At 65.0% G+C, this 26,633-nt stretch carries 19 protein-coding genes; 10 read left to right on the top strand and 9 right to left on the bottom strand.

Translation table 11 applies throughout. The features are described from left to right. Positions 1-335 precede the first annotated feature (335 nt). Positions 336-590 carry a hypothetical protein gene (locus H7J73_RS04825; protein ID WP_264066108.1) on the top strand — a complete coding sequence of 85 codons (255 nt, stop codon included), beginning with the start codon at positions 336-338 and terminating at the stop codon, positions 588-590. 759 nt (positions 591-1,349) lie between these two features. On the opposite strand, the gene H7J73_RS04820 is transcribed toward H7J73_RS04825, so the two are convergent. Continuing rightward, entirely contained in the window at positions 1,350-1,574 is a 225-nt protein-coding gene (locus H7J73_RS04820; protein WP_264066107.1) for a DUF3618 domain-containing protein, read from the bottom strand. Positions 1,575-1,725: 151 nt separating this feature from the next. Here H7J73_RS04820 and bcp point away from each other — a divergent pair, with 151 nt between their 5' ends. Next, positions 1,726-2,199: a thioredoxin-dependent thiol peroxidase gene (gene bcp, locus H7J73_RS04815; protein WP_264066106.1), complete on the top strand. Its 474-nt coding sequence runs from the start codon at positions 1,726-1,728 to the stop codon at positions 2,197-2,199. Here bcp and H7J73_RS04810 read toward each other — a convergent pair. Then, on the bottom strand, positions 2,196-3,524 hold the full coding sequence (locus tag H7J73_RS04810) for a dipeptidase (RefSeq protein WP_264066105.1): 1,329 nt from the start codon (positions 3,522-3,524) through the stop codon (positions 2,196-2,198). The genes bcp and H7J73_RS04810 overlap by 4 nt on opposite strands. 40 nt (positions 3,525-3,564) lie before the next feature. On the opposite strand from H7J73_RS04810, the gene H7J73_RS04805 reads away from it, so the two are divergent. Further along, a complete protein-coding gene (locus tag H7J73_RS04805; protein ID WP_264066104.1) occupies positions 3,565-3,735 on the top strand; it encodes a hypothetical protein in 171 nt (56 codons plus the stop codon). Between the two features lie 83 nt (positions 3,736-3,818). Here H7J73_RS04805 and H7J73_RS04800 read toward each other — a convergent pair whose 3' ends face one another. From H7J73_RS04800 to H7J73_RS04780, 5 genes are all read right to left on the bottom strand, one after another. After that, entirely contained in the window at positions 3,819-5,015 is a 1,197-nt protein-coding gene (locus H7J73_RS04800) for an acyl-CoA dehydrogenase family protein (protein WP_264066103.1), read from the bottom strand. A 109-nt stretch (positions 5,016-5,124) separates the two neighbouring features. Continuing rightward, positions 5,125-6,294 carry an acyl-CoA dehydrogenase family protein gene (locus tag H7J73_RS04795; RefSeq protein WP_264066102.1) on the bottom strand — a complete coding sequence of 390 codons (1,170 nt, stop codon included), beginning with the start codon at positions 6,292-6,294 and terminating at the stop codon, positions 5,125-5,127. A gap of 9 nt (positions 6,295-6,303) precedes the next feature. Then, positions 6,304-8,349 carry an acetate--CoA ligase family protein gene (locus tag H7J73_RS04790; protein WP_264066101.1) on the bottom strand — a complete coding sequence of 682 codons (2,046 nt, stop codon included), beginning with the start codon at positions 8,347-8,349 and terminating at the stop codon, positions 6,304-6,306. Then, positions 8,346-8,540 (bottom strand): ferredoxin, encoded by a 195-nt coding sequence (locus H7J73_RS04785; RefSeq protein ID WP_264066100.1) that lies wholly within the window; start codon positions 8,538-8,540, stop codon positions 8,346-8,348. The genes H7J73_RS04790 and H7J73_RS04785 overlap by 4 nt, the downstream gene beginning before the upstream one ends. Continuing rightward, a complete protein-coding gene (locus H7J73_RS04780; protein ID WP_264066099.1) occupies positions 8,537-8,953 on the bottom strand; it encodes a hypothetical protein in 417 nt (138 codons plus the stop codon). Before H7J73_RS04780 ends, H7J73_RS04785 begins: the two co-directional genes overlap by 4 nt. Positions 8,954-9,098: 145 nt before the next feature. Here H7J73_RS04780 and H7J73_RS04775 point away from each other — a divergent pair, with 145 nt between their 5' ends. Genes H7J73_RS04775 through H7J73_RS04745 form a run of 7 tightly spaced genes read left to right on the top strand, consistent with a single transcriptional unit; the run spans position 9,099 to position 16,402 of the window. Further along, the gene (locus tag H7J73_RS04775) at positions 9,099-10,340 is read left to right on the top strand and encodes an aromatic ring-hydroxylating oxygenase subunit alpha (protein ID WP_264066098.1); all 1,242 of its coding nucleotides are present in this window, start codon (positions 9,099-9,101) and stop codon (positions 10,338-10,340) included. Beyond that, positions 10,337-10,984, top strand: a complete 648-nt coding sequence (locus H7J73_RS04770; protein ID WP_264066097.1) for a TetR/AcrR family transcriptional regulator — start codon at positions 10,337-10,339, stop codon at positions 10,982-10,984. The genes H7J73_RS04775 and H7J73_RS04770 overlap by 4 nt, the downstream gene beginning before the upstream one ends. A gap of 12 nt (positions 10,985-10,996) precedes the next feature. After that, complete coding sequence (locus H7J73_RS04765) at positions 10,997-12,115, top strand: polyamine ABC transporter substrate-binding protein (protein ID WP_264066096.1); 1,119 nt, start codon at positions 10,997-10,999, stop codon at positions 12,113-12,115. After that, complete coding sequence (locus tag H7J73_RS04760) at positions 12,112-13,023, top strand: ABC transporter permease (protein ID WP_264066095.1); 912 nt, start codon at positions 12,112-12,114, stop codon at positions 13,021-13,023. Before H7J73_RS04765 ends, H7J73_RS04760 begins: the two co-directional genes overlap by 4 nt. After that, entirely contained in the window at positions 13,020-13,916 is an 897-nt protein-coding gene (locus H7J73_RS04755; RefSeq protein ID WP_264066094.1) for an ABC transporter permease, read from the top strand. The genes H7J73_RS04760 and H7J73_RS04755 overlap by 4 nt, the downstream gene beginning before the upstream one ends. A 7-nt stretch (positions 13,917-13,923) precedes the next feature. Next, a complete protein-coding gene (locus H7J73_RS04750) occupies positions 13,924-15,072 on the top strand; it encodes an ABC transporter ATP-binding protein (protein ID WP_264066093.1) in 1,149 nt (382 codons plus the stop codon). A gap of 16 nt (positions 15,073-15,088) precedes the next feature. Further along, a complete protein-coding gene (locus H7J73_RS04745) occupies positions 15,089-16,402 on the top strand; it encodes a flavin monoamine oxidase family protein (protein WP_264066091.1) in 1,314 nt (437 codons plus the stop codon). A 76-nt stretch (positions 16,403-16,478) separates the two neighbouring features. On the opposite strand, the gene acpS is transcribed toward H7J73_RS04745, so the two are convergent. Both acpS and H7J73_RS04735 read right to left on the bottom strand, forming a co-directional pair. Continuing rightward, entirely contained in the window at positions 16,479-16,871 is a 393-nt protein-coding gene (acpS, locus tag H7J73_RS04740; protein ID WP_264066090.1) for a holo-ACP synthase AcpS, read from the bottom strand. Between the two features lie 36 nt (positions 16,872-16,907). Beyond that, complete coding sequence (locus H7J73_RS04735) at positions 16,908-26,171, bottom strand: polyketide synthase (RefSeq protein ID WP_308207388.1); 9,264 nt, start codon at positions 26,169-26,171, stop codon at positions 16,908-16,910. Positions 26,172-26,633 lie beyond the last annotated feature (462 nt).

Raw genomic sequence — 26,633 nt, 5'->3', positions numbered from 1 at the left:
GGCATATCGGCTATTGGCGGTGACCGATTCGAACAGATCGCATGACCGAAGGGAGTCAGCGACATTCTAGCTCCGACGCTCTTTACCCGGCGTCTAGTCCGCTATCCCAAGCCGACGACGAAGCGCTTTGGCCATAGCTGCCGTTAACTGGGACGCAACACTCCTGTGATGCCCGAATCGGCAGATATTCACCATCGAGACTGCACCCTCGCGGCAAACGCCTATACATGGCACACTCTGCCGCCGGCCCATCTTGGCTGTTGAAGCGAACTGCGTTTCGGCTCAATGCGAGTCCACGAACGGAAGACTACTCGTGCCCACTTAGGAGGGTTCGAATGGCACTATCGAAATTCAAGCTGGCCATCGCGGGGTGTCTCGGTGCGTTGGCGTTCACTGGCGTCGGTGTGGGGACCGGAATGGCGCTCGCTGATCAGCCACATATGCAGAACGCACTCAATGATCTCGATGCTGCGCAAAATCGACTGCAAATTGCTTTACCAGACAAGGGCGGACATCGCGACGCTGCGATCAACCTCGTCCAGCAAGCCATCAGCGAGACCAACCTCGGGATCCAGGCGGGCGGCGGATAGCTGGGTTCCAACCCGCTTCCGAGATGAGTCGCCGAGGGAGGCACCGTCGTCATCAATGACGACGATGCCTCCGCGCGTGTAGGCGCAGGGGCCCAGGTGGCGTGGAGATCAGCCAGGCATCGGAGATTTGATTCGACGGCGGATCGCTGCAAGCGTCCTAGTAACTTCGACCTGAAGGTCCCTCGATCGGTGCGGGGCTTCGGTTACTACGCACGCGCGGCAATGCCGCCGACGTGGCCTTCGCCGCTCTGCTAATCACAACTGGCACAGTCGTCAATTGTTCGAGCAACATTCGAACCGTTGCCCCGCCAGAGCGAGCACCACATGGGGATTTCCGGCTACGCCGCCGACGACTATGTGCTGTCATCGAGAGAAACATTTCCCCAGGAGGCCCGATTGAGCCGGACCGGCGGTAACGGCTATCCCGCGGTTTGTCCAAGATCACTGACTCTTCCAGCACAAATCAAACGATATGCTGTTAGCATCTAGTTAGCTGAAATCACGCGCTAGCGGCGCAACCTGTATTCAAGCTACGGATCGAGGCCTTAGCCAATGCCCATCTCGGTGTGCCGTTGCGGAGCAAGCACAGCGAATGCGCACGCCCACAACGAAGTAACTCCGCAAGCGTCTACAAGCAGCCTGTTATCGGTACAGAGCTGCAGCCGATTGGGACTGCGAGCGAATCCCCCCACATCCTGGCTGTCGCTCAGCGGATGGTTCCGCCGCCGCTAGACCAGCAAAATCAGACCGACGGCGCGGTCAGCTCCGGGCTTTCCTGATCACCAGCACGACGGTCACCAGGCCGAGCCCAGCCAGTGAGGCCGCCACCGCGGGTTTCTTCACGAAGTTCATGATTCCCGCTTTGATGTCGTCGGCCAACCGCTGCGGATTCGCGCGTATCGCGAGCGAGTCGACAGTTGCAGCCAACTGATCACGGGCAGCATCGATCTCCTGCTTGATGACATCGGGATCCCGGTCCGCCACGATTCCTCGCTCTCCTTTGCAGTCGCTGCCCGGCGTCGCCTCAGTGGGCTGGTCGCTCGAGTTACCGCCTTGCCGAACTACCCTAGATGAGCCCGGCCCCGCACCGCCCCTCCGGTGTGGTCAGGAACCCCACAACCGATTAGGAAAAGCGTTGACCGACACCGCTCGACTCGCCGAGGGCGACAAGGCCCCCGCGTTCAGCCTCCCCGATGCCGATGGAAACACCGTCAAGCTGGCCGACTACCAGGGCCAGAAAGTCATCGTGTACTTCTACCCCGCTGCCTCGACCCCGGGATGCACCAAGCAGGCGTGCGACTTCCGCGACAGCCTCGCTGAGCTCAACGACGCCGGCCTGGCCGTCATCGGGATCTCACCGGACAAGCCGGAGAAGCTCGCGAAGTTCCGCGACGCCCAGGGGCTGACGTTCCCGCTCCTCTCGGATCCTGACAAATCGGTCCTTAGCGCTTGGGGCGCCTACGGCGAGAAGAAGCTCTACGGAAAGATCGTCCAGGGCGTCATCCGATCGACATTCGTCGTCGACGAGAAGGGCAACATCGAAGTGGCACAGTACAACGTCAAGGCGACCGGCCACGTCGCGAAGCTGCGCCGCGACCTGTCCGTCTAGCCCCCGAGCGCTTCCAGCAACAGTGCTTCGGCGGTGGCGGCGCGCTCGAGCACACCGAGATGCAGGCTCTCGTTGATACTGTGCGCTTGTGTCGCAGGATCTTCGACGCCGGTGACCAGAATCGTCGCGTCGGGGAACGCGCCAGCGAACTCGGCGATGAACGGAATGGAGCCGCCGACACCGGTGTCGACCGCGTCCACACCCCAGGCCTGCTTGAACGCCGCCCGGGCGGCGTCGTACACCGGACCGGTGGCGTCGATCGCATAGGGCTGACCGACATCCCCCGGGGTGACGGTCACCTTCGCTCCCCACGGCGCGTGCTGTTCCAGATGGGTGCGCAAAGCATCCAGGTGAGCCGCAGCATCGCCGCCGGGGGCCACCCGCATACTCACCTTGGCTCGCGCCCGCGGGATCAGCGTATTAGACGATGCCGCAATAGAAGTCGTGTCGATGCCGATCACGGTGATCGCCGGTTTCGCCCAGAGCCGCTGCGGCACGGAACCGGAGCCGATCTCTGCGACACCGTCGAGAAGTCCCGTATCGTCGCGGACCCGCTCTGGTGTGTAGTCGACCTCAGCGGCCGTACCGTGGTGCAGTCCTTGCACCGCAACGTTGCCGTCATCGTCGTGCAGGCTGGCCAGCAGGCGCACCAGCGCGGACAACGCATCGGGCACCACGCCGCCCCACATTCCCGAATGCAACCCGTGATCGAGCGTCGCCACCTCGACCACACAGTCGGCCAGACCGCGAAGCGAGACGGTCAGCGACGGGATATCGGTGCTCCAGTTGTCGGAGTCTGCGATCACGATGACATCGGCAGCGAGGAGATCCCTGTGGGCCGCCAGCAGCCGGCTCAGCGACGGGGAGCCCGACTCCTCTTCGCCCTCGACGAAGACGGTCACGCCGACAGGTGGCTTGCCGTCAAAAGCGCGAAGCGCCGCCAAATGTGTTGCGATACCGGCCTTGTCGTCGGCAGTCCCGCGCCCGTAGAGGCGGCCGTCACGCTCGGTGGGCTCGAACGGCGCCGACACCCACTGCCCCGGGTCACCCTCGGGCTGCACGTCGTGATGGGCGTAGAGCAGAACCGTGGGCGCGCCGAGCGGCGCCGGATGGCGGGCGATGACCGCGGGCGCACCGCCCTCACTGACGATGCGCACATCGGTGAAACCGATACCGGTGAACAGATCGAACACCGCTTGTGCGCTGCGATGCACCTCGTCACGACGGGCCGGGTCGGCCCACACGGACTGGATCCGCACCAGGTCTTCGAGGTCCTTGCGGACGGAAGGGAGGACGCCACGGACGCGTTCAGCTAGATCACTCACAACGACGAGGCTAATCGCTGTTCAATCGCCACACATAGACGTGGGCTCTTACGACCGCCGCCCGGCCTCCTCAGTACACCGAACCGCCGCCCTGCAGCGTAAGAACGTGGGCGCGGGCAGCTTCCACCGCTTCGAGAGCGCGTGGCAATCGGTGACGTCCACGCCGGCCGAGGACACCGTGGCGCTGCCGTCGACGACGACGGCTCGGTGATCAGATCCCCTGGCCACAAAGCAGTCAACACCTCATCGCCACGGCGGAACTCGGCGGTCACGGTGTTCTCGGCCGCCATCGGGCTATCCGAGGACGGGTGCGGGGAAGGCCAGCAGGTTCTCCACGCCACGCTTGTTGGCCTCGTTGGCGATGACCAGCCGCTGAATCTCGGAAGTACCTTCCCAAATCCGGTCGACCCGCAGCTCTCGCCACAACCGTTCGACGGGGTAGTCCCGAATGTAGCCGCGACCACCGAAGATCTGTACGGCACGGTCGACCACTCGGTTGGATGCCTCCGAGGCGGAGAGTTTCACCGTGGCAGCCTTGGCATGCAAGGTCTTTCGCTGCTCGGCGTTTGCCGGATCGGCCTGATCGAACTCCCATGCCACCTGATGGGTATAAGCCCGGTTGGCGGTGATGTCGACGACGGAATCAGCGATCATGCCCTGGATCAACTGCCGATTGATCAGGGCTTCACCTCCCTGAACCCGGTTTCGGGCCCAGTCGACGGCCAGCGTCAACGCGCGCTCGGCGGCGCCGATGGTCCGAGCACCGATCATCAGGCGTTCTTCGGTGAACCAATCCCGTGTCAGGTCGAGCCCCCCACCGACGCCACCCAACACTGCCTCAGGGCCAACCCTCACATCGGTGAACGTGAACTCGGGATGTTCGTAGACGAAGGTGTGCGTATAGCGGGGGACGTTCGTGATCTTCACACCCGGGGTGTCGACATCTACGAGGAACATCGTCGGTGCGTGTTCAGGCTGAACGTTGGCGAGGACGATCAAGTAGTCGGCGACGTCACCGACCGTGACGAACCACTTCTCGCCGTTGATCACATACCCGCCACGTCCGTCGGGAGTGGCGGTGGTCTGCGCTGCCGAGAAATCCGATCCGGCAGCGGCTTCCGAGATCGCCACCGCATCACGGCGGTCACCACGCGCTCCCGGAATCAGGTAGCGCTCCCGTTGCTCCGGTGTCGCGTGCGCGAGGGGGTTGGCAGGCCGCCAGACCGTGTCCCACAATGCGTTGGTCAGCTTGCCGAGTTCGTCCTGAACCACCACCTGTTCGAGCACCGACAAGCCGGCCCCGCCGAATTCGGTCGGCGTGTTGATCGCCTGCAAACCCGAATCGAGCACGGCTGCTTTGATCGACGCGTGCGACTCCGCACAGAGCCCATTGTTCCGCTCGCATTCGTCCTCGAACGGCAGAATCTTCTCCGTCAGTATCCTGGCCCGGTCCTTGAGTTCGGCCAGGCGCGGCGTGTATGCGAATTCCATTTCTTGGCAGTTCCTTTCGTGATGGTGATAGTAAGATTGATGGACAAGACACCGAGGCGCGACGGTGTTACCGCGTGAACGTCCACTGCACTGCGGGGTACCCGCGGCGCTAGGCGACCGGTAGGTCGAGAAACGCCGTGCCCCGCTTGATCAATTCGTTGGCGACGATCACCCGCTGGATCTCCGACGTTCCTTCCCAGATCCGGTCGACACGCACCTCTCGGTACATCCGCTCGATCGGATACGACCGGTCGTAACCGCGACCGCCGAAAATCTGCAAGCACCGGTCCACAACCCGGCCGGCAGCCTCGCTCGCGGAGAGCTTGGCGATGGAAGCCTTGGCGTGCAATGTCTTCCGATCTACACCGTGGTCGGCCTCCCACGCGACCTGGTGGGTGTAGGACCGGTTCACGGCGATGTCGACGGCGCAGTCGGCCAGCATCGCCTGGATCATCTGGAAGTCACTGATCGGCACGCCGAACTGTTTACGCTGGACTGCCCAGTCCCGGGCCAGCTGTAACGCGCGCTCAGCCAGACCGACGGTACGCGCGGCAATCATCAACCGTTCGTCTGTGAACCAGTCCTTGGTGAGCTCGAAACCCTGACCGACCTCGCCGAGCACCGACTCGGTCGGGACAAAGACATTCTCGAATACGAATTCGGGGTGTCCGTTGACGGCGGAATGCATGAACCGAGGCGTCCGACTGATCCTCACTCCGGGAGTGTCCTTCTCCACGAAGAAGAGCGTCGATTCGTTGTCCGGCAGCACATTGGCTTGCACCAAGAGGAAGTCGGCGACGTCGCCGCAGGTGACGAACCACTTCTCGCCGTCAAGCAGCCAACCACCGTCGACCGGCGTGGCGGTGGTCGCGATCGCGCCGGCATCCGATCCCGAGTCAGGCTCGGTGGTTGCGAACGCATCGAAGCGCTCACCACGCAGGATCGGCAACAAGTAGCGCTCCCGCTGCTCGGGGGAAGCCATCGCGAGCACATTCGACGGCCGCCAGGGAATGTCCCAGAGGCAGTTGGTCACCTTGCCGAACTCCTCTTCGACGATCACCTGCTCAAGCAGGGTCAGGCCGGCACCGCCCCATTCGGTGGGCATGTTGATTCCGTAGACGCCTGCGTCCATCGCGGCGTGCGTCAGCTTCTTGACCGTGTCCCTGGGCAATGGGCCGTCTGCCGCCTCGGACTCCAGCTCGTAGTCCATCAGCAGTTCGGCGTAGGCTGCGGCCCGCGCTTTCAACTCCTGCTGAGCAGGCGTGTAAGCGAAATCCATTGATATCTCCTATTTCTTGACGATGCGAGCATCGAGAGCGGTTGCCCCGAATGGTGTTACGAGCAGTGGATTGATCTCGAGTTCAGCGATCTCCGGGTGAGCCGCCGCGTAGCTGCTGAGAAGGGCGACCGCCCGGGCCGCCGCGCCGACGTCAACAGCGGGCCTGCCCCGATAATCACCGAGTAGCGCTGTAGTGCGCAGTCTCTCGATCATGCGGGCCGCCTCGGCTTCGTCGACGGGGGCCAAGGCCACCTGTACATCGCGCAGTACCTCGGTCGCCGTGCCCCCCATGCCAACGAGTACCGTCGGCCCGAAACGCGGATCCCAACGGGCGCCGACGATCAACTCGACACCATGTTTGAGGTCGGCCATCTCCTCGACGGAGAACGACGGTGGATCCAGCTTCTCGACCAGCCTGGTGTAGGCATCGAGCAATTCCTCGCTCGACTTCAGTCCGACCACCACTCCACCTGCATCGGATTTGTGCAACAGCCCCAGCGCCTTGAGAACGTAGGGGGCGCGTAAGTCGGCGGCGGCGACAGCCAGCTCATCGGCGTTACACACCTCACGTGCTGGGACGAAGTTGATTCCGCTGGCTGCGAATGCATTTCGCGCGGCGGTGTAATCAGTCGCAGTGACCGGATCGCTAGCTGCCGGCATCGGGAGCACCGATGCCGTGGGCGCCGGCGCAATCACGGCGGCCAGCGCTGCGGCGGCGTCCTCAATGGCGGCGAACACGGGGACGGTGCTGTCTGCCAGTATCCGGCACGCCGGCGCTTCGGGGTAGATCGATTGCACCGCCACCGGCTTGTCGCCGAGGTCCGCAGCGATGCGCTTGGCCGCAGCGCATTCTGCCGGCCCGAGTCCGGTCAAACCATCCACGCCGCTGGAGTAGCCGCCGAAGTAGCCGGTCATCAGGATCGCGTCCACGTCATCACAGGACTGCAGCACCGCGTAAGCGCGCGCGTAACTTTCGGGGTCCATCTCGCCGGCACCGGCGAGGTCGACGGGATTTTCCACCTGCGACTGAGGCCACAACGCCTCCCGCAGCCGGGCCTGCGTGTCCAGACCCAGCGCCGGTACATCCAGACCAGCCGCTGCCGCCACGTCGCACGCGATGACGCCATGACCACCACCATCGGTCAGCACGGCCACGCGTCTGCCGCGCGGTGTCGTCCGGGCTCGCAACGCGAGCAACACGTCGGCCAACTGTCGCGGCGTGTACACCTGCATGGCTCCGGCCACTGCGCAGGCCGCAGAAATCACGGCGGCATCGCTGGTCAATGAACCGGTATGGGAAGCAGCGCCGCGTGCGGCGGCGCTGCTGGCGCCGGCAGCCAGCACGACGACCGGGGTCCCATCCGCAACCGCCGCCGCCGCTGCCGCCACGAACCCACGGCCAACCCGGAAATCCTCGACGTAGATTGCGATCGCCGACGTGGCGGGGTCGGCCGCGCACGACTCGATCAGTTCGACCAGTGATACGTCGGCCTGGTTACCCAGCGACACGAATCGGGACATGCCCATGCCCCTGGCGGCGAACAACCGGTCCAGCTCGATGGCGAGATTGCCACTCTGACTAAGAACGGCGATTTCACCGGGCACGAACTCGTTCGACGAAAGATATGTGGCAGTGGTGTTATCCACCAGGCCAAGGCAATTGGGACCTACCAGCACCGCGCCGGCAGCCCGGACCCGCGCAATCAGGGCGTCTTCGCGCGCCCTTCCATGCGCGCCGACTTCGCCGAGTCCGGCAGTGATGGCGACGACGGCGCGCGCGCCCTTGGCGAGCGCCCCGTCAACCGCGTCTTCGAAACCAGCTTCTGGGACCGCAATCACGGCCAGATCGATCGGCGCGTCCAGGTCACTTACCGACGCCACGGTCGGCTGGCCGAGGACCTCGCCACCGCGCCGGTTGACCAATTGCACACGATGCCGGTCGGCCCCGCGCAGCGCCTGTGCCGCAACCGCATTACCCCATTTTGCCGGGTCAGAGCTAGCACCGATCACGGCGATCGAGGCCGGATCGAAGAGTGCACCCAGGTCGCGGCTCATTCCTGCACCGCCAGCGCCCGCGCCGGGCACGAAGCCACTGCTTCATAAGCACGGTTGCGCTCTGCCGCGGGAACCGTCCCGCTGCCGAGCACGTCGGCATATCCCGCGTCGTCAAGGTCGACGAGGACCGGGGCGGCGATATGACACAGTCCATAGCCCTGACACGCGTCGCGGTCGATTAAGAGCTTCATGACATCTCCAGTTCGTTGTCGGTTTTCACTGATGCAATCCGGGCTTCGAGCACTCCGATGGCTTCGGCAGTGCGACGGCGCCGTTCGGCGGTGAGGCGATAGGCGCCGCCCGGCAGACCGATCAGCATCCGGTCGTGTTCGAGCACTACGTGTGCCACCGCGAGCGCGAGCGTGGGGTCGCCATCGCGGGTGCCGTCCGCGATGCCTCGTACAACCGCTGCGGCTCGGTCCAGGTAGCGCAGCCACTGCCTGCAGGTGCCTCGCAAGACGACGTGGGAGGCCCGACGCTGTTCGTCCTCGAAGGCGGAATCCGTTGGTTCGCGCCGAAGACGAGCGAGCAGCTGAGGTAGCACGGACTCGGGCTCCGGGGTCAGCCCGAGCCAGGCGGAAGCCCATGGCCTACGACTGTGCACTGGATCTCCTCAGGCTTGACATGTGATGCGCAACACTGACATAGTCACAAACTAATCAGTTAGTCAGCAAAGTGCAAATCGATACCGCAACGAGAAGTCACTCCCAAAAACCCACGTTGACGTGGGAGAAAGACCTAACGCGTCGATGAACGAGACAACGCTTGCTCCCGAAGGCTCAAATGCCGAGACCTCTCCGGACGCCCCGGAAACACCGCGTCGGCGCTCACGCCCCGCGCTCGAATCCCTCGAGCCCGGACTGGCATCGCACTACTACACCGACCCAGCCGTCGCTCAACTCGAGCAACAGCACATCTTCGACCGCACCTGGCAGCTCGTCGGCCATGTGACTGATCTGCCCAACCCCGGCTCCCGGATCGTGGGAACCATCGGACGCAAAGAGGTGGTGGTCGTTCGCGCCGAGGACGGCGAGATCCGGGCGCACCTCAACACCTGCCGTCACCGCGGTACTCGTCTGGTGGCCGGCCCCGGTGAGGAAAAGGCCTTGCGATGCCCCTACCACGGCTGGACATATCACCTCGACGGCACGCTCGTCGGCGCGCCCGAGAATCGCACCATCCCCTGCCTGGACAAGACGAAACTATCCCTGTTCCCCGCGCAGACCGAGGTGTTGTGCGGGCTGATTTTCGTCAACCTCGATCCGGCCGCAACGCCGCTCGCTCCACAACTGGAGGGGATTCGGCCGCTGCTGGAGCGCTACCTCGGCGACGAGGGCGATGAGATGGAACCGTTCGGTGCGGCGCGTATCCACCTTCACGACCCACGCCATATCCAGAACTCGAATTGGAAAGTGGCCGTTGATAATTACCTGGAGGGCTATCACGTCCCGGTAGCGCACCCCGGATTGATGCGCTTACTGGACTACAAGCGGTACTCCGTGGAAACCAACGGGATCTACGCGGTGTACGACGCGCCGTTGCGGGACAAGCCTTCCGACAATTGGGCCGAGCGGCTCTATCAGCGTTTGATCCGGCCGATGCCAGGACTGGCCGAAGAGTCCGATCATCGGGTCTTCAGGTACATCGCGATTTACCCGAACACGGTGATCGACCTGTATCCAGATCACGTACTGCTCTGGAAGATGAACCCGTGCGGGGTGGATCGCGTCGGCGTCCCTGGCACCTATCTACGACGTAAGGACTGCGACACGCGCACCCGCATTGCGCAGAGACTCAACCTCCACGTCGGCAAAGTCACCAATCACGAGGATGAGGAGCTGGTGCAGCGAATGCAGATCGGGATGGGTAACACCCACTTCGAACCCGGTCCGCTGTCACTCCGGGAAGCCGGGGTCGCCTGGTTCGCGGGCCGAATTCGAGCCGACCTCGGCGATGTGAATACCGGCCCAGAGCAGGAGTCGGGCCGATGATGTTAGTCATGGAGCAGCCCAGACGTACCAAAGCCGAGATCGCCGCCGAGACCCGCGAAGCGATCTTGGGGGCTGCGTGCGAGATCATCGCCGAAGAAGGATTCGAGAAGATCAGAATGCGGATGGTCGCCCAGCGCGCAGGCGTGTCCACCGCCGCACTGCACTATCACTTCGACAACCGCGAAAAGCTCTTCGCCGAAGCACTGCGGCATTCGTTCGAACACACCGGGCGCGACGTCTACCAAGGGCACGCCGATTCGGATTCGGCCACCAGCCGGTTAGCCCGCATCATCTCCGCATCGCTACCGACGACAGCGAGCCTGCGCCTGGAATGGGCGATGTACCAAGAGCTGTGGTGCCGCGCGAACCGTGAGCCGCAATCACGCGCGCTGGCAATCGAACTCAGCCGGGCGCAGCAAGGGTGGATCGAGGAGACCCTCGCCGACGGCGTAGCCTGCGGCGAATTCACCCCGTGCGACACGGCGGCGCATGCCCGGCTGATCAGCTCGCTGTGCGACGGTTTCGGCGTTCAGCTCATGTTCGGCAACCCGTCGCTGACGATCACCGAGGCCCGCGCCGTGATTTGGCAGCATGCCGGTGGCGCGCTGGGCATCACGACCCCATTCCCCGCGCAAGACCACTGAGGAAGACCACTGATGAGCATGTTCAACCGCAGGCGGTTTCTGCTCGGCGGCGCCGGAGCCGCCGCTGTGCTGCTGGCCGCACCCGGGTGTGCCTACCTGACGCCCAGCGCGCAGCAGGTGACGACCCCACCGGTCGAGCCCAAGATCGATGGCGACCTCGTGTACTTCAACTGGGCCGACTATGTCGATCCAACCGTGTTCGAAGGCTTCCAGAATGAGTACGGCGTCAAGATCATCCAGTCGAATTTCGATTCGATGGAGAGCATGCAGGCGAAGCTCACCGCGGGCAACGAATACGACATTATATTTCCTTCGGCACAGTGGGTGCAGAAGCTGGTTGCTGCCAACCGGCTGCACACCATCGACCCGGCGACGCTGCGTAACGCTCCCCTGATCTTTGACCACTACTCGTACTTCACCGATCCGTGGTATGACCCGCACTCGGCACACTCGATACCGTTCTCCATGTATAAGACCGGAATCGCCTGGCGCAAAGACAAACTCGGAGACAGGCTGAACCAGAGCTGGGCCGATCTGTGGAATGACAAGTCGAAGGGACACACTTTCGTCCTCGATGACCGTGACGAGGTGCTCGGCATGCTGGCGCTACTCAAGGGCTACGGCCTGAACACCGCCACCGACCATGAGCTCGCGGCGATCGTAGAGGAGTTCCGCACTCTGCGCCCCTATCTGCGCGGGTTCAGCAGCGACGACTACAACAACCTGCTCTCCGGTAACGCTTGGACACAACAGATGTGGAGCGGTGACATGGCGGCACTACTGCGCCAAGCACCCGACCCGTCGCTATACGGATTCGAGGCCCCGTCCCAGGGCACACCAATCAACTCCGACACGTACGCGATCCCGATCAATGCCCGCCACCCCGGAACCGCTTTGCTGTTCATCGATTACATGCTCCGGCCCGAGAACGTCGAGAAGAACATCGACTACATCGGCTACCCGATGCCGGTATACGGAACAGAGGAGACATACCGGGAGATCGTCGCGGACTACCCGCAGTGCACAGTCACGGTCGAGGATCTGTCGCGGAACCTCTACTTCACCAACGACAGCGTGGCCAAGGCACAAGCACGAGACGCGGCATACACCGAAATGAAGGTTGGAGTATGACAGCTACGACGACATCCGCCGCCACTGTGGATCTCGCAGACGCGTTGCCGGTCCGACCGATACGCCGTGAGCGTCTGTGGACGTGGATGCTGCTTCCCGGCACGGCGTGGATGGCCGTGTTCTTCGTATCGGCGTTGCTGTTGTTGATCGCTCTGTCCTTCGGAACCACTGATACGCTTGGCAATCCGCGTTTCGGTACCACGCTGGACAACATTATCGGGGTGTTCAACCCGACGTATCTACGAGTGATCGCCCGCAGCCTCGGGTATGCGGTAGCGGCATCGGTCATCTGCCTGCTGATCGCTTACCCCACGGCATACGCGATTGCCCGTCACGGTGGTCGCTACAAGAATGCGCTGGTGGCGCTTCTGGTTGTGCCGTTCTTCGCCAACTACCTGGTGCGCATGTACGGCTGGCAGACGCTGCTGTCCGACGAAGGCGTGCTCATGACGTGGCTACGGCAAGTCGGCGTACCTGCCAGCTTCCAGATACTTGACACTGCCGGGGCCGTTATCGGCGGATTGGTCTACGGGTACGTGGTCTTCATGATCCTGCCGATCTACGCCTCTCTGGAGCGGATGGACGACGCGCTGATCGAAGCCGGACGCGACCTTTACGGCTCGCCCTGGAAGACCTTTATGACGGTGACGGTTCCCGCCTCCCGGTCCGGCGCTTTCGCCGGGCTGGCCCTGGTGTTCCTGCCTGCCATGGGTGATTTCATCAGCGCCCAGTTACTCGGCGGACCAGACAACCTGATGATCGGAAACCTGATCCAGGAGAAGTTCTTCGCCGGCCAGAACTGGCCGCTCGGCTCCGCGCTGACGATGGCACTGATGGTCCTGCTGCTGATCTGCATGTTCGCCTATTTGAGACAAACTGCCCGTGACGCCAAGGAGGCTCGCCAATGAGCACTTCGACCCTCGCGACACCGTTGCCGTCTGCACCGGACCTCTGCGATGCCGCTCCCCCGCGACGACGGCGCAAAGGCTCTGGTATGAACCGTAAACCGCGGTTCGCCATCACGATCACGGCGGTGTTCTTCATCCTGCTCTACCTGCCGATCTTCGCGGTCGTGCTCTTTAGCTTCAACACCAAGAAATCGCTGACCGTGTTCGAGGGCTGGTCACTACGCTGGTACGAGGCGTTCTTCCACGACTCCGAGTTGACCAAGTCACTGCAGACAAGCCTGGTCGTCGCGGCTGTCGCCATGGTCGGTTCGGTGGCGATCGGCGTCCTGTTGGCCTTCGGACTGGTGCGGGCACGCTCGCGGCTGGGCGGGGTGGCGAACCTGATCATGTTGATCCCGTTGGTCACACCGGAGATCGTGACCGGCGTCGCCTCGCTGATGCTGTTCCGTGGTGTCAACCTCCAACCGTCGCTGACGACGCTGATCCTGGCGCAGACCACCTTCTCCATCTCCTATGTGACGGTGATCCTTCGGGCCCGCGTTGCTGAACTCAACCCGGAGGTCGAGGAGGCCGCTATGGACCTGGGCGCCAACAGGTTCCAAGCATTGCGCCTGGTGACGCTACCCGCGATGGGACCGGCCGTGTTATCGGCCGCCATCTTGATCTTCACGATGGTGTTCGACGACTTCGTGCTCGCATTCTTCACTAGCGGCGTCGACCCTCAGCCACTCTCGGTGCGCATTTACTCCGCGATCCGGTTCGGCATCCAACCCTCAATCAATGCCATCGGCACGCTCATGCTGGTCGGCTCGCTACTACTGATCGCACTCGCACTTCTCGTCCCGCGCCTGTTCGGACGCCACGGCACCAGCCTCGACCTGTTCGGAGGATAACCAGCCCATGTCAATTAAGACGTTGCTTGCAGATCGCAAGACTTCGACCGCCGACCGCGTGACCCCCATCGCCCACGCACTCGCTACTACGCCGTGTGCGGTCTCACTTCGGCACATCACCAAGTCCTATAACGACCGCTCCGCTGTGCGCGACCTGAACCTCGACATCGCCGAGGGTGAGTTCTTCTCGATGCTCGGCCCATCCGGCTGCGGTAAGACAACCACGCTGCGGATGATCGGCGGATTCGTCGACCCCACTCAAGGCACAGTCTCACTGCACGGCAAAGACGTCACCGACCTACCTCCGAACCGACGCGACGTCAACACCGTCTTCCAGAGCTACGCCCTGTTCGACCACCTCTCGATCTGGGAGAACGTCGCGTTCGGCCTGCGACGCCGCGGTATCGGAAAGGCCGATATGAAACTGCGCGTCGGCGAGATGCTAGAGCTGGTTCAGCTCACCGGCCGAGACAAGGACAAGCCCAAGGCACTGTCTGGGGGCCAGCGCCAGCGCGTAGCCCTGGCTCGCGCTCTGGTCAACCGTCCCGCGGTGCTCCTCCTCGACGAGCCGCTGGCCGCGCTAGACCTCAAGCTGCGCAAGGCTATGCAGTTGGAGCTCAAGCGTATTCAACGAGAAGTGGGCATCACGTTCGTGTTCGTCACGCACGACCAAGAAGAAGCGCTGACGATGTCGGACCGGATCGCGATCATCAGCGACGGCCGACTACACCAGTGCGGAACACCAGAGGACATCTACGAACGGCCGGCCACACGATTCGTCGCCGAGTTCATCGGTACGGCCAACCTGATGTCTGGCACGTACGCCGGCACCGGCATCACGCTGCCAGGCGGGGTGCCGCTTCACACCGGACCACTCGAGGGCTGCACGATCGGCGACGAGGTCTCGATAGCGGTACGGCCGGAGAAGATCTGGCTCTCGGATCTCACGCCCGACATGGTCCAGACCGATGGCATCCTCAAGGCCACCGTCTACGGCGGGGCAACCACCACCTACGTGCTGGAAATCGCTCCGGGAGTGGAGGTCTCGGTGTTGGAGCAGAACTTGCACTCGGCCAGGACCGAAGAGCGCTGGGCCGACGGCGAACGAGTCAGGATCGGCTGGCACGCCGAGCACAGCCTGGCACCACTGATCTGAGACTGGAGCAATCGCAATGACTTACGACATCCTGATCCTCGGCGCCGGGTTGGCCGGCCTGTGCGCCGCCCGTGACCTAGCCGCAGGCGGGGCCGACGTGCTCGTGCTGGAGGCTCGTCAACGGGTGGGTGGTCGCGTCGAGCAGGTAACGCTCGACGACGGCCGCATCGTCCAACTCGGCGGCGAGGTGATCGGCAATTCGCATACCGCCTACCAGCAGTTGGTCGCCGAGCTGGGACTCACATTGATCCCGAGTTACGTCGCCGAGCCGGGCGAGCTGACCTATGTGCTGCACGAGGGCACGTTCGTCGGCGACACCCCCAGCTGGTTCACCGATGCCGACCATGCCAGCATGCAACACGTCGAAGACGAATTCGCCACGCTCTGCGCAACGGTCGACGCGGACGATCCGTGGTCGCATCCCGACGCGCTGGCGCTCGACGCGATGTCTGTGACCAGCTGGCTGGGCGTAATCGGCGCCACCCCAAATGTCTGTCGCGCTTTGGAGGCCGGCCAGCTCGGTCTGTCCTCGGGATCTTTCGAACGCACGTCGCTACTGGCACTGCTGCGCAAATGCGCCAGCACGTCGACCAAGCAGCTGTACTCGTATGACGAATGGGAGAACATGCGCGTCGCCGAGGGTTCGGCGACCGTTGCCCTGAACATGGCGGCCGGACTGGAGACCCGGATCCGGCTGGGATCGGCAGTGCGCTCCGTCAAGGTGGCACCAAGTGGCTGCACAGTCCAGCTCGATTCCGGCGAGATGATTTCCGCGGGCGCCCTCGTCAGTGCGTTGCCCGCCGGCCCGTTTCGCGATATCGCCGTGGAGGGCGTCTCCGATGAACGGCTGGCGTCGCTGCATCGGCAGCGGCACGCGCTGGCCGCAAAGTTCGTCGCCGCCTACGATCTGCCCTTCTGGCGTGACCGCGGACAAAACGGACTCACCGAGTCCGAGGGCATCCTGGGGTCGTCATGGCCGCAGAACTACGGCGTGCTGTCCTGCCTCGTGCCGCCGGAGCGGCTCGCCGCCTACTTGTCGGCCTCCGCGCAGCACCGTCGGGAGGAGTCGCTCGGCGAACTACACGACTGGTTCGGCCCCCAGGCACTGACGCCGATCGCCACCTTCGAACGACTGTGGGGCACCGATCCGTGGACGCAGGGCTACGTCACTCATTGGCGACCCGGCGACGTCCACCGAGTGGGACCGTTACACGGCACCCACGAGCCACCGTTCTACGTGTGCGGCTCCGACCAGTGGGTGGCCGGATACATGGAGGGCGCGGTACGCACTGGACGCGCCGCGGCGCGCGAAGCCCTCGCGCGCGGCTGAACCAGCCGCAGAGCATCCACGAAAGGAGCTCCCGGCACGGGGATTGGCGCGAATCTGCTCCACCCCGCCGGTTCGGTCAGGTCGTTTCGAGGATGGCGACCGCGGCAGCCACATCACCCTCGTGGGTGAGCGACACGTGGATGGTCACGTCCATCAGATGCTCGGCGATGGCACCGGTGAGTCGGACCTTAGGTCTCCCCCACATGTCGGTGACCACCTCGATATCCCGATGGATAGCCTCCGGCAGCACCGGGCGTTGCGCGAACCGCGAACCCGACCACGCCTTGATGACCGCCTCTTTGGCCGCCCACCGCGCGGCGAGATGCCGCGCGGCGACCGAACTCTTGTCGGCCGCATCCCGACGTTCACCCGGGGTGAACGTCTCCGCGAACACCGTTCCCGGCTGGTCCACCTGCTCGGCGAAGTCGGGAATGGAGACCAGGTCAATCCCCACTCCGACTATCGACATATCGCACCATTCACGGCGCCGACACTAACCGATGGCTTACCCGATGTAGATGTCATCGTCCCCAAGTCGTGCTGCAGGGTTCAGCAGCATCGCCGACTCCTGGCGCTTCTCCGGCGAATCGTGGTCGAAACGACGATCCGCCGGCTTCTCGTACATCGGCTTGCCGCCGGCGATCGCCGACGCCAGTCGACGCTGTCCCGCCAACACACGAAGCTCGGCCCTAGCGGTGTACGAATCCCGTTCCTCCGGCGTCAGCGTGGCCAGGAAGGCTTCCGGATGCACCAGTGCGATCAGACCTGACACGTGCCCGAACCCGAGGCTGGTCACCAAACCGGCCTTGAGCGGGAACTTCTCACCCAACCGCAAAGTCTCACGCGGCCAGACGAAGTGACCGGACGTGGCCATCTCGTCGTCCACACAATCCAGGCTGCGGTTCGGTGGGATGACCCCGTCTCGAAGCACCTGGCACAGACCCATCATCTGGAACACGGCGGCGCCACCCTTGGCATGCCCGGTCAGTGTCTTCTGCGACACGATGAACAACGGGTTGCCCTCCGAGCGGCCCATCGAGTCGGCGAGCCGCTCGTGCAGCTCCGTCTCGTTGGGATCGTTGGCCAGCGTCGAGGTGTCGTGCTTGTAGATGACGGCGATGTCGTCGGCACCCACCCCCAACTTGGCCAGCGAGCGGGCCAGCACCGAATCCTTGCCGCCCCGACCGGCGCCGAGTGCGCCGAGTCCGGGAGCCGGGATCGAGGTGTGCACGCCGTCGGCGAACGACTGCGCGTAGCCCACCACTGCCAGCACCGGCAGGCCCATCTTGACGGCCAGGTCGCCGCGGGCGAGCAGGATCGTGCCGCCACCTTGGGCTTCGACGAAGCCGAGCCTGCGCCGGTCGTTGGCGCGGGAGAACTTCGAATCGCTGATGCCCTTGGCTCGCATCGCCTCGGTGTCGGCAGTGGCCGCCATGTCACCGAAGCCGATGATGGCCTCCAGCGTCAGGTCATCGAAGCCACCGGCGACGACCAGTTCGGCCTTACCGAGGCGGATCTTGTCGACACCCTCCTCGACCGACACCGCCGCGGTGGCGCAGGCGCCGACCGGGTGGATCATCGCACCGTAGCTACCGACGTAGGACTGAATCACGTGCGCGGCAACAACGTTCGGCAGAACTTCCTGCAGGATGTCGTTGGGCTTGCTGCGGCCGAGCAGGTTGCCGTGGTACATGGTCTGCATCGAGGTCATGCCGCCCATGCCGGTGCCCTGTGTGCTGGCCACCAAGCTCGGGTGCACCCAGCGCATCAGCTCGGTCGGGCTGAAGCCGGCCGATAGGAACGCGTCCACGGTCGCGACGATGTTCCACAGCGCCACCCGGTCGATGGAATTGACCATATCCGGGGTGATGCCCCACACCGTCGGATCGAACCCGGTCGGGATCTGCGCACCGACGGTACGGCTCAGCTTGGTTTTGCGGGGCACGCGAATCTCGGTGCCGGCCTTGCGGATCACCTGCCAGTCGCCGGACCCTGGGACCGGGCGGGCCACGGTGTGCTCGGCATCATAGGAGACGAACGCCCGCGCTTCGGCCTCACTGGAGACGACGAACGAGAAGTCCTTGTCCAGGAACACCGAGACCATGATCGGCGACGCATGATCGGGGTCGATCGCGCCGTCGTCCACGAATTCGCGGACCCCGCACCGTTCGACGACGGTGTCGTGGTAGCGCTCGACCAATTCGGCCTCGGGCACCAGCTCACCGGACGCGGTGTCATACCAACCCGGCTTCGGGTCGTCCTCCCACTTGATCAGCCCGGTGGTCCAGGCCAGTTCGAGGACGCCGGCGGCTGACAGCTCGTTGTCGACCTCCATCTCGAAGCGGGTCCGCGACGATCCGTACGGGCCGAGTTCGGCGCCACCCACGATGACCACCAGGTCGGCCGGATCGACATTCAGCGGAGCCCAGGCCGGCGGCGGCGCCGGGGTGTAGCCACGCGGGGGCGACGGCAGGGCGTCGATGGTGCCGCCCAGGTCTTCGTCGGCCTCGGCAGGTACCTCAGCTTCCATGTCCTTACGGGCCTTCGCGGCCAGTTCGGCCATGTCGATCTCGATCTCGCCGAGCCCGCCGGTGAAGTCGACATTGACCGGCGACGACGCAGCGGCAACCTTGTTCTCGACGGTGCACAGGCTCAGCAGCATGGCTGCCATCTCAGCCGACGTGTAGGTCGTCACACCGGCCTCTTCGACCGCACTGACAATGGCGTCGTTGTGCCCCATCAGCCCGGTGCCCTTGGTCCAGCCGATCAGCGCATGCGCCAGGCTGACCCGCTGCGCCCAGGACGATTCCGCACTCCAGCGGGTGACGAGGGCGTCCAGCGCGGCCTTCGACTCACCGTAGGCGCCGTCACCGCCGAACATGCCGCGGTTGGGCGAGCCCGGCAGCACGACGTGCAGTCGGGACGCGATATCGCGCTCGGCACCGATTCCGGACAGTCCACCGATGAGCCGCTGGACAGCCCACAGCAGAACCTTCATCTCCATTTCGGAGCGGGCACCGGCTTCCGACATGTCGCCGGCCACCCGCGGTGCCGCGAACGGGAACAGCAGCGTCGGCGTCTGGGCATCCTTGAGATGAATCGCTTGCGGCCCAAGGCTTTCGGTCTGCTCACTACCCACCCAGGAGACCAGCGCGTCGATGTCTGCGTAGGACGCCATGTTGGCGGGCACCACCCAGAGCGTCGCGCCGAAGCGGGCGTTCTCGCGGTAGAGCTTCTTGTAGAAGGCCAACCGGGAATCGTCGAGCTTCGAGGTGGTCGCGATGACGGTGGCACCGCCTTCGAGAAGTTGCGCCACCACCGACGAGGCGATGGAGCCCTTCGAGGCACCGGTCACCACAGCGGTCTCGTTGGTGTAGCGCCCCTTGCCGGGGTTCTCGGCACCGGCGGCGATCCGGCCGAACAGGGACGCGTGCACGTTGTGGCCGGCAGCCAGGGCCCGGCCCTGCCACCAATTCGCCTGCGTGGCAACGACGTGACCCGCACCCTCGAACCGCTCGGAGAGCCGCGGCCAATCGGCGTCGATCTCGTCCTCGTCGGCCAGCCACAGCTTGACCAGATCCTCGCGAGCACTGGCCCACCGGTCGTCGAACACCACGGCCTTCTTGGAATCGAAAGCCGGCGCCACCAATCGTGGCCAGTCCGAACCGAGTTCGGCCGACACCAGGTCGATCAGTTCGGCATCGGTGGACTTCTCCGGAGCCGACACCGGGGCGTCGAGCCCGAGCTGGCCGAGGATCGTCCGCGCCGCCGAGGCCAATACGCCATCGGGGCCGGTGACGGTTTCGGCGAATTCGGTCAGAGCGGCGGAGTCGACGACACCGCCGGCGGCACCGCCCGCGGACGGCAGGGACACGGGCACACCCTTGCGGGCACCCACTGCCATGACAGCGGCATCGATCACCTTGTCGACGGACGCAGCGTCAGCGAGTGCACCCTCGTGCAGTCCGCCGAGAGCACCGCCGCGGACACTCGATCCGTCGCGCGTTCCGAGCGCCACTTCAGCGGTGACGTGTTTGACCCAGCCGGGACCCAATTCCCATGCCTTGGTGACGCGCTCGGCGATGTAGGCCGGCCGCTTACCTGACGGGCCGAGGATCGTGCGCAGCTGATCGTTGATCGCATCGGAAAGGACGGGACCGAACGGTTTGTAGGTACGCGCCAGCTTGGTCACCTGACCCTTGAGCCCGGCAAGGTCTGCTTCCGCGGCACCGTCGATGGCGCCGAGGTTCAGCTCCGAACCAAGGTCGACCAGCAGCTGGTTGCGTCGCGAGGACGCGCCGTCGGTGATCGACTCGATGGAGTCGAGCGCCTCGATCTGATCAAGCCGCATCTTCGCCGACAGCGCGATCAGCGCCACCGTCGCGTCGGCGGCGTCGAAAGTGATGTCGTCGGGACGTGGGCCACCCGACGGTGCTGCCGGTGCCGCCGCGGGAGCTGCTGCAGGAGCGGCAGCTTCGGAGGCAGGCGCCGAAGGCGCCTCGTCCATCTCCGGCTCCGGCTCCGGATCGGTGTCGGTCGCGAACAGCACCGCAGCGTCGCGCTCGGAGTTGAGCACTTCCACTGTGCTGTGGGCGTACTCGGGCAGCTTGAGGGTGTTGGTGGCCAGGCCGGCGACCGTCGGCGCGGACTTCACGCCGATCTCGACGAACCGTTCCACACCCAGGCCGCCCGCGGCCTCCTCGATGAACAGCAGATCCTGGGTCTCGATCCAGCGCACCGGGCTGGCGAACTGCCAGGCCAGGAGCTCGATGACGATCTTGCGGCACAGCTCCATCGGCTTCTCGTTACGCCACGTGTCGTAGTCGGCGAGAATCTCGTCGAGCGGCTCGGCGGGCACGAGATCCCTGATCTCCTGGACGAAATCACGATCCAGGGTGAACGGGCGCGGCACCAGGTTGGGGATGTAGCGACCGACCAGCAGTGCCGGGTCGGCGTCGCGCGGCATCACCCGCTCCAGGCTGCGGCGGAAGTCGTTGACGCCCACCCGCAGCACACTTGAGTGGAACGGGACGTCGATGCCGGGCACCAGGATGAACGACCGCTTGCCGCCGGAGAGCTCGCGACGTCGGTCCACCTCTTCCTCGAGGGCTTCCAGACCGCGGACGGTGCCGGCGATCGCGTACTGCGCACCGCGCAGGTTGAAGTTCACGATCTGCAGGAATTCACCTGTGCGCTCGGCGATTTCGGCGACGAACGCGGTGACGTCGTCATCGTCGAGATCTATCTGCGACGGCCGGATGGCGGCCAGGCGGTAGTTGGACCGGCCCTTCTCGTCGCGGGGCACGATGTCGTGCATGTTGGAGCCGCGCTGGAACACGACCTCCAGCAGTGCCTCCAGCTGGTAGACGCCGCTGACGCAAGCCAGTGCGGTGTACTCACCGACGGAGTGGCCGCACGCGATGGCCCCCTCGACGAACGCACCCTGCTCGCGCATCTCGGCGACCTGAGCCGCCGCGACCGTCGCCATGGCGACCTGCGTGAACTGCGTCAGGAACAGCACGCCTTCGGGATGGTGGTAGTGCACACCCGCCGCGATCAGGCTGGTCGGGTTGTCGCGCACCACATGCAGCACGGAGAAGCCGAGCTTTTCGCGGGTGAAGATGTCCGCGTCGTCCCACATCTTGCGGGCGGCCTTGGAGCGCGAGCGGACCTCCATGCCCATGCCCTTGTGCTGAATGCCCTGGCCGGGGAATGCGTAGACCGTCTTCGGCGCGGCAAGGCGTGCCGTCGCCGACATCACCAGGTCGGACCCGATCCGGGCGGAGATCTCCAACACCTCGGCGCCGAGGTCGACACCGACACGGTCGACCCGGAAGTCGACCTCGTCACCGGGTTTGACCATCCCGAGGAAGCGGGCGGTCCAGCCGATGAGGCGGGCGGGCGGGGTGGCCCTGCCATCCGTGGCGGTCACGACGTGCTGGGCGGCGGCGGAGAGCCACATACCGTGCACGATGGGCGATTCCAGGCCGGCGAGCAGCGCGGCTGCACGATCGGTGTGGATCGGGTTGTGGTCACCGGAGACCATCGCGAACGGCCGCATGTCGACCGGCGCGGTGATGGTGACGTCCCGCCGACGCCGGCGCGGGGTGTCGGTCGCGTTGTCAGATACCGCGCCACCGGCCCGCAGCGGGTCGGTCAGCTCGGCCTCACCGGTGCGGCCGCGGATCGCGAAACGCTCCTCCAGGGTGGCCAGTATGCGGCCGGCAGCGCCTGCCCCTTCTCTGACCACGACCGAGACCGGGACGACGCGCCCGACCTCGGTGTCGTAGGCCACCGAAGCCGTTGCGGTGACCGTCAATTGGGCCTCGACACCCGGCAGGGAGTCGACGAGCTCGGCGGCGTGGTCCAGGTGCACCAGGCTCAGCAGGCCTTCGATCACGGGGAAGCCGGAATCGGTGACGGCCGAACCGATCGCCGAGAACACGGCCGGCCAGCAGCGGCCCACCAGTGCGTCGGGAACCACGGTCAACGTCGGCGCCAGCGGTGCGCCAAAGGTGGCGGTGACGCCGGTGTGGTCGGCGACCCGCTCGGGATCCCAGTCGACCGTGACGGTGACTGCACCCTCGTGAGCGACCGGCAGTGCCTCGGGTCCTTCGACGCCGGCGGCGATCGCCAGCACCGAGCGCATGGCGGCCGACGCGTCCTCGACTGAGACCACCGGGGCGCCGCCGTCGACGGTGGTGGCCGGCAACGTGAACTTGATATCGATCCAGGTGTCCGAGAGCGGCACGCTCAGCACCACCTGGTCGGCGGCGACGACTTCGAGTCGCGCACCGGTGGAATGGTCTGTCGCGCTTTGCTTGTCGCCGCTGGTGTGCACCTGCCACCCGGCTGGATCGGCGATGCGGTGCGCGGGGTTCGACGCGGTCCGGCCGGCCCACAGCACATCGGGGGCGTCGAGCACCAGCGCAAGCGGTCCGCTCACATCGGTGCGGGTCTGCAGACGCGAGATCACCGCAGGTGGCTCGACTCCAGCAGGCAGCGCCTGGACTGTTTCATTTATGGCGGCCTGCTCGAAGCGGTTCAGCAGGTCACCGATCGGCTCGTCGACCCGGGTGATCCCGGCGACGGCGGCGGTGCCGGGGATGATGCACACCTGGTCGGCGGTGTAGCGGGCGTCATGCGCCTGCCACAGCGAATCGCTGCGCCACCAACGGCGCACGTCTTTGTCGATCACGGGCACGAAGTTGACTGGCTTGCCCAGCGTCTTGCACAGCGTGATGAAGAACGGGACGTCGGCCGGGTGCAGGATGACGGTGTCGACGTCGGGGTACCTGGCAATGAGAGCCGCGATCGCGGTGTCGGGATCCTCCAGCAGCGCCTCACCCTCGGCGGTGGCGCCGAAAAGGGTTTCGATCGGACCGTAATCGCGGGTGTTGAGCCGTGATTCGGCGCGCTGCAGCATCTCGGTGAAGCGGTCTCGCCAGCTGATGTCCAGCCACGGCGAATCGGCTTTCTTGGTGTCGGCGGTGGAATCGCCTGCGCCGATGGCCAACTCGACGTAGCGACGCAGCCACTGCCCGTATGTCATCTCGGCGACATCGCCGAAGTACGGTTTGGCCGTATCAGCCATCGCGGCGATGATCTCGTCGCGGCGGGCGGCCACTGCCTCGGCGTCACCGGCGACGTCGTCGAGTAGGCGGCCGCAGCGGGAGGCGGCGTTGTCGATCTCATGGATGTCGGCGCCGAGCTGGCTGCGGCCAGAAGCCATGCCGCCCTGCGCTTTTCCGGCACCAACCCAGACGTCAGTGCCAACGGTGTCGACCAGCAACTGCTTGACCGCAGGTGAGGTGGTGGCCTCCAGTGCGGCCATCGCGGCGGTGCCGACCAGGATGCCGTCGACCGGCATCAGGGGGAATCCGTAGGACTGCGACCAGCGACCGGCCAGGTAGTCGGCGGCCTGCTCGGGAGTGCCGATACCGCCGCCGACGCACACGGTGATGTTCGACCGGCTGCGCAGCTCGGAATACGTGGCCAGCAGCAGGTCGTCGAGGTCTTCCCACGAGTGGTGACCACCGGCGCGGCCGCCCTCGATGTGGACGATGACGGGTTTGGTCGGGGCTTCGGCGGCAATCCGGATGACCGATCGGATCTGCTCGACGGTGCCCGGCTTGAAGCAGATGTGGCTGATGCCGATCTCGTTGAGCTCGTCGATCAGCTCGACGGCTTCTTCGAGGTCGGGGATGCCGGCGCTGACGACCAGGCCGTCGATCGGTGCACCGGACTGACGGGCCTTCTGCACCAGGCGCTTTCCACCCACCTGCAGCTTCCACAGGTATGGGTCCAGGAACAGCGTGTTGAACTGGACCGCGCGACCGGGCTGCAGCAGCGTGGTCAGTTCGGCAATGCGGTCGTTGAAGATCTTCTCGGTGACCTGACCGCCACCGGCCAGTTCGGCCCAGTGGCCCGCATTGGCCGCGGCGGCGACGATCTTGGCGTCGACGGTCGTCGGCGTCATACCCGCCAAGAGGATCGGCGAGCGTCCGGTGAGGCGGGTGAACTTCGTCGAGAGTTTGACCGAACCGTCGGGCAGAGTGATCAGGGACGGCGCGTAGCTCGACCACGGGCGCGCCACCTCGGGCACGGCTCCGATGGTGAACAGGTTGCGCTGGCCCCCGCGGGTGGCAGCCGGCACGATGCCGATCCCCAGGCCGCGGATCACGGGAGCGGTCAACCGGGTGAGGATGTCGCCAGGACCGAGGTCGAGGATCCACTTCGCGCCTGCGTCGTTGAGCCTGGTGATCTCTTCGACCCAGTCCACCTGGCGGACCAGGATCGCGTCGGTCATCTCGCGGGCCAACTCGGCGTCGATACCGACGGCCTCGGCCCAGCGTCCGACGATGTCGATGCCGTCGGCCAGGCGTGGGGTGTGGAAGCCGACCTCGACCGCAACCGGGTCGAACACCGGGGCGAAGACGGCGCCGCCGCGGAGTTTGGACTTGCGCTCGGCCTCTTCCTTCTCGGCGATCTGTTGGCAATACAGCTCGAAGCGGGAGAGCTGTTCGGGAGTGCCGGTGATGACGACGGATCGGCGCCCGTTGCGGATGGACAGCACGGGCGGCAAAACGGTCCGCACGTCCTGGGAGAACTCTTCGAGCAATGCCTGGATGCGCTCGGGGTCGGCGTTGGTCACCGACACCATCGGCGGCTTGTCCCCCAGGACGGAGATGCCGCGCCGGCGGGCCACCAGGGTGCCCGCCGCACCGATCAGCTGGGCCAGTGCGAGCAGCTGGACGTCCTGGGCTCCGCGAGCTTTGAGGGCCGCGACGGCCAGCACGCCCTGGGAGTGTCCGGCGACGGCCACCGGCGGGTGTTCGGTCAGGTCCATGCCCTGGCGCTTCAGCGCCCGGACGGCGGCGATCTGGCTGAGCAGCACGCCGGGAACCGAGACCGCCGCAGAGGTCAGCTGCTTGGCGCTGGGCACGGCCTCCTCGGCGGCCAGCGCGCGCACCCAACGCAGCGGCTCGAAGCCGATGGGCCGCACCACGACGAGTTCGCGTGCGACGGGCTCCAGCAGGAGGTCGGCCTCACCAGCCAGGGTCGCCAGTTCGGACTCGATACCGGCCGAGGACACCAGCTCTTCGAGGGTCTCCAGCCAGGCGCTGCCCTGACCGCCGAAGGCGACGGCATAGGGCTCGCCGGCGGTCAGGCGATCGACCAGGGCGTGGGTAATATTCGCGGGCTCGGCAGCGCTGCCATCGGGGGTCGTGGATCCGTCAGCAACTCTGTCGTGCTCGAAAATTGTCACCTTGTGTATCTCCCTAGTGCTTTTCGTATGTTTCGCGTCGTCGCCCAGCGCTGGCCGCCGGCGATCCGGACCTGCGCTGCCTTGCGGAGGTGGTCGGTGATTCTCCGTCGAATCGCGTCTTTGTTTCGCGCATTTCGTCGCGGCCTCTCAGTCCGGGCCGGACCGAGATCGGTGCGCCACCGGCGTTCGATCCCGACCCGTTCTGGGCCCGGGCCCGGGGGCGTCCCCGACTGCACTAAGAGTGTCATGAGAGCCAAGGACATTCTGGCGCCCGATATGGTTACTGGCGAGTTCTACGCACGAGTAACCACGCGTTGGATAACAAGGCGCTTCACTGCGGCGCTCGGCTTGGAGGACAAACGTCCTGCATGCAGGTGGTTACGGTCGAGTAGCTACAACCGCGCAGATCAAAGCAGTATTGTTATCTAATCGTTATGTGAAAGTTTCTCCTAACCGGCGGCG

This window comes from Mycolicibacterium komossense, assembly GCF_025822605.1.
Taxonomy (GTDB): domain Bacteria; phylum Actinomycetota; class Actinomycetes; order Mycobacteriales; family Mycobacteriaceae; genus Mycobacterium; species Mycobacterium komossense.
This window is presented reverse-complemented; position numbering and strand designations above follow the sequence as displayed.

Coding starts and splice junctions, on each gene's coding strand:
- H7J73_RS04790 (WP_264066101.1), bottom strand. CDS start 8,349: ATGAGCCGCGACCTGGGTGCACTCTTCGATCCGGCCTCGATCGCCGTG.
- H7J73_RS04750 (WP_264066093.1), top strand. CDS start 13,924: ATGTCAATTAAGACGTTGCTTGCAGATCGCAAGACTTCGACCGCCGAC.
- acpS (WP_264066090.1), bottom strand. CDS start 16,871: ATGTCGATAGTCGGAGTGGGGATTGACCTGGTCTCCATTCCCGACTTC.
- H7J73_RS04800 (WP_264066103.1), bottom strand. CDS start 5,015: ATGGAATTCGCATACACGCCGCGCCTGGCCGAACTCAAGGACCGGGCC.
- H7J73_RS04765 (WP_264066096.1), top strand. CDS start 10,997: ATGAGCATGTTCAACCGCAGGCGGTTTCTGCTCGGCGGCGCCGGAGCC.
- H7J73_RS04770 (WP_264066097.1), top strand. CDS start 10,337: ATGATGTTAGTCATGGAGCAGCCCAGACGTACCAAAGCCGAGATCGCC.
- H7J73_RS04775 (WP_264066098.1), top strand. CDS start 9,099: ATGAACGAGACAACGCTTGCTCCCGAAGGCTCAAATGCCGAGACCTCT.
- H7J73_RS04785 (WP_264066100.1), bottom strand. CDS start 8,540: ATGAAGCTCTTAATCGACCGCGACGCGTGTCAGGGCTATGGACTGTGT.
- H7J73_RS04745 (WP_264066091.1), top strand. CDS start 15,089: ATGACTTACGACATCCTGATCCTCGGCGCCGGGTTGGCCGGCCTGTGC.
- H7J73_RS04825 (WP_264066108.1), top strand. CDS start 336: ATGGCACTATCGAAATTCAAGCTGGCCATCGCGGGGTGTCTCGGTGCG.
- H7J73_RS04795 (WP_264066102.1), bottom strand. CDS start 6,294: ATGGATTTCGCTTACACGCCTGCTCAGCAGGAGTTGAAAGCGCGGGCC.
- H7J73_RS04755 (WP_264066094.1), top strand. CDS start 13,020: ATGAGCACTTCGACCCTCGCGACACCGTTGCCGTCTGCACCGGACCTC.
- H7J73_RS04760 (WP_264066095.1), top strand. CDS start 12,112: ATGACAGCTACGACGACATCCGCCGCCACTGTGGATCTCGCAGACGCG.